Genomic DNA, 3,822 nt, shown 5'->3' with positions numbered 1-3,822 from the left:
ATCCTGCCCAAGGACACCGACGCCGTCACCGGCGCCCAGCTCTCCGACGACCAGGAACAGGCGATCGAGACACAGACCAGCTCGATGAGCCAGGTCCTGCTGATCTTCGCGGGCATCGCGCTCTTCGTCGGCATCTTCATCATCGCCAACACCTTCACCATGCTGGTCGCCCAGCGCACCAAGGAACTCGCGCTCATGCGGGCCGTCGGCGCCTCACGCCGCCAGGTCACCCACGCCGTGCTCATCGAGGCATGTCTCGTCGGTCTGGTGGCCGCCGGTGCGGGCTTCGCGCTCGGCATCGGTATCGCCGTCGTCCTCCACGCGGTGATGAACGCCACGGGCGCCTCGCTGCCCGACGGAGCGATCGTCGTGACCCCGGTCACGATCGCGACCGCCCTGGGCATCGGCGTCTGCGTCACCATGCTGTCCGCCTGGCTGCCGGGCCGCCGCGCCGCGCGCATCCCCCCGGTCGCCGCGATGAGCAGCGTCCACGCCACGCCGACCACGCGGGGCCTGGTCGTCCGCAACACCATCGGCGCCGTCACCGTCACCCTCGGCGTGGTGATGATGCTGAGGGGCGGCACCTACGTCATGGCGGGCGGCTCCGCCGTCGTCCTCGTCGGTGTCATCGTCCTCACACCGCTCCTGTCGCGCCCCTTCATCGCCGCCTCGGCCCCGCTCCTGAAGCCGTTCGGCGTCACGGGCAAGCTGTCCCGCCTCAACGCGGTGCGCAACCCCCGCCGCACCGCCTCCACCGCAGCGGCTCTGATGATCGGCCTGGCCTTGATCACGGCGATGACGGTGGTCGCGACCTCCATGAGCAGCGCCATCGACAAGATGGCCGCGGGCTCCCTGAAGGCCGACTACACCGTCTCCATGGCCAACTACCAGCCGCTGGCCCCCGAAGTCCGCCAGAAGCTGGACAAGCTCCCCGACGTCGTGGCCAGCAGCCCGCTGCGCACCACCTCCGCCGAGGTCAACGGCTCGCGCACGGGCGTCTCCGGCGTCGATGAGAAGGCCTTCGGCAAGCTGGCGAGCCTCGACTTCACCAGTGGTTCGCTGGCCGGGCTCAAGGGTGACTCCACGCTCGTCGACAAGGAGACCGCCGACCGCCGGAAGCTGACGGTCGGCGACACCGTCTCGGTGCGGTTCGACGACGACAGGACGGCGAAGCTGGAGGTCGTCGGGGTGTACGAGCAGAACGACCTGCTCGACGGCCTGTTCACGCCGCTCCCCGTCGTCGACCCGCACCTCTCCAGGGTCGCCGACAAGCAGGTCCTGGTGAAGATGGAGGACGGCCCGTCCGACGGCGCCGAGGACGCGATCGTCAAGGCCCTCGGCGACAACCCCGCCATCAAGGTCCAGGACAAGGACGCCCGCAGCGATGAGGCCGCCGGTGCGATCAACCTGATGCTGAACATGCTCTACGGCCTGCTCGCGATGGCCGTCCTGATCGCGGTGCTCGGTGTCATCAACACCCTCGCCATGTCGGTCTTCGAGCGGAGACGCGAGATCGGCATGATGCGGGCCATCGGCCTGGACCGCGCGAAGGTCAAGCAGATGGTGCGCCTTGAGGCGGTCGTCATCTCCCTGTTCGGCGCCGTGCTCGGCATCGGTGTCGGGCTCTTCATGGGCTGGGCCGCGGGCGGCAGCATCGGCGAGAAGATCACCACGTACTCGATGGAGGTCCCGGTCGCCCGTATCCTCCTCTTCCTGGCCGTGGCCTCCGTGGTCGGTGTCCTCGCGGCGATGTGGCCGGCCCGCGGCGCGGCCAAGCTCGACCCGCTCACGGCCATCAAGAGCGAGTAGCGGTACGACGCGCCGGGTCAGCCGAGCAGAACCAGCGGCTTGGCCGGAAGTTCGAGCAGGGCTTCCGGCAAGTCGTCGTACGCGATGGTGTCGCTGTAGACGGGGAGGGGATCGACCTCTCCGGTCCGCACCAGATCGAGCACCTCCGGCAGATGCGGGCCGATCTCAGGGCGTCCGGTGCTGAAGGTGATCGCGTCCATGTACATGGTGAACAGGGGCAGCGGCGCGGGCTTGAAGAAGATGCCGAAGCTGTGGCAGTGGCCGCCCGGAGCCGTCACCTCCAGAGCTCCGGTCAGACCCCCGGGGTCGCCGGTGGCGTCCACGGTGGCGGGGAACCGCCGCCCGCCCAGTTCGCGGACGTCGTCGACGGCTTGGGCGCCGTACCCCTCGGCGATCGAGCGGCGCCGCGCGTCCCGGTCGACGTACACCACGTCGGCGGCGCCCAGACAGGCCGCGAAGGCACAGGCGTAGAGCCCGTGCGTCAGGCCGCCCAGCACCGCCACGCCCCGTCCGGGGTGGAGCGCCAGACCCCGGCGCACCGCGTCGTAGGCGTCGGTCAGACTGTCGGACGCGGCAGCGGCGGCCGCGGCGGGCAGTCCTTCGGGCAGCCGCCGCAGATTGGCGCCCGCCCAGGGCACCTTGATCCGCTCGGTGAACATGCCGCCCCACTGACCGCCCAGGGGGAGCCCGAACATGGCGTAACGCGGCGTGCGTTCGCAGTGGGAGGGGTGGCCCACCGAGCACTGGGCACATGTGCCGCAGGAGATGTGCCACGGAACCACCACGAGGTCTCCGGCCGAGAGATCCCCGCACTCCGATCCGAGGTCGACGACCCGGCCCACGCACTCGTGCCCGAGCGCGAAGGGCCCTTCGAAGGGGGTCGCCCCCGCGATCACGGCCCGGTCCAGATCGCAGGTCGTGGCCGCGACGGGGGCGACGACCGCCTCATGGGCCCGTGTGACGCGGGGTTCCGGCCGTTCGACTAAGCGCAGGCGGCGCGGTGCGACGAATTCAAGCGATCTCATACGAACTCCTGCCTGGGTTTCGCCTTGTGACACGAAGAGAGCGGCTCCAGCGGGGGTGACCCACCCACGCGCCCGCCGGGCAGGGGCCGTGGGCCGGAACCAGCAGCTCTCGGTCCGGCCCACGGCGCGGGGGGCCGACCGCCTTCCTGTCCCCACAGTGCGGTCGGCCCCAGTGTCCGCCCTCGCACATCTCCGAACACAGGGCGGACAGCATGCGGGCCCGCGGCAACCGGGCCCTTGACCGGTGGTCCATCCGTCTCACCAGCACTTCTATCCTGCTGTCTGTGGACGCCCGCCGCGTCAACCATTGGGTCCGGTTCTGCGGCAGTTCTGTCGGCTCTTCGGCTGACAGGGGGCCGGGGTGTGTCGGTGTGCGGTTCAGGGGCCCGGCATGGCACGCGGGGCGCCCGGGCCGACCCCTGCGGGGGGCAGGAGCGAAGCGCCGGTCAAACGGCAGCGAAGCGACACCAGGCTGTCGGCGATGTCCCCGCCCCGGCACCCATGGCACGCTCGCCATCCACGGGGCGCCGCCGTGGAGACGCAGGAGGACTACGGCGGCAGCGCGAAGACGCTGACGGCGCAGCTGGAACGCGGCATCGGCGTCGGGCCGGGCCAGGCCAGGCCAGGGCGGGGCGTCGGGCGGCAAGGTGACCCAGGAGACCTGCCCGGCGAAGCAGCCCCGGCACGCGGAACGACCGGCCCCCGGGAACATCGGTCCCCGGGGGCCTGCTGCCATGCCGTGGAACCGGTCAGCGGGCGAGGACGCCGAACTCGGTGCCGTTGGTGACCTGGGAGTCGACCGGCGCCTTCACGACGCGGGTGGGCGACTCCCCGGCGACCTTGCCGCTCTTGGTGCCGACCGACCAGACCTCCGGCGCGGTCGCGGGGACCGGGACAGTGATCTCGGGCTGCTTGTCGTTGTTGAGGYCGGTGGTCTTGAGCTGGGCGGGGAGGCGGTAGGTACCGGCGGGCCGGGGCAGGCCGGGCG

General features: G+C 71.1%; 3 protein-coding genes. 1 reads left to right on the top strand and 2 read right to left on the bottom strand.

Features of this window, described 5'->3' with window-relative positions; genetic code table 11:
* The coding region (locus tag AB8Z36_RS32900; RefSeq protein ID WP_369217049.1) for an ABC transporter permease at positions 1 to 1,809 on the top strand (1,809 nt) is incomplete at its 5' end.
* Positions 1,810 to 1,826: 17 nt separating this feature from the next.
* Here the strand turns inward: AB8Z36_RS32900 and AB8Z36_RS32895 are convergent.
* The gene (locus AB8Z36_RS32895; RefSeq protein WP_369217048.1) at positions 1,827 to 2,834 is read right to left on the bottom strand and encodes a zinc-dependent alcohol dehydrogenase; all 1,008 of its coding nucleotides are present in this window, start codon (positions 2,832 to 2,834) and stop codon (positions 1,827 to 1,829) included.
* A 749-nt stretch (positions 2,835 to 3,583) separates the two neighbouring features.
* Positions 3,584 to 3,822: hypothetical protein (locus tag AB8Z36_RS32890; protein WP_369217047.1), on the bottom strand; the 239-nt coding region annotated here is incomplete at its 5' end.

The organism is Streptomyces flavofungini (genome assembly GCF_041028215.1).
Taxonomy (GTDB): Bacteria; Actinomycetota; Actinomycetes; order Streptomycetales; family Streptomycetaceae; genus Streptomyces; species Streptomyces flavofungini_B.
This window is presented reverse-complemented; position numbering and strand designations above follow the sequence as displayed.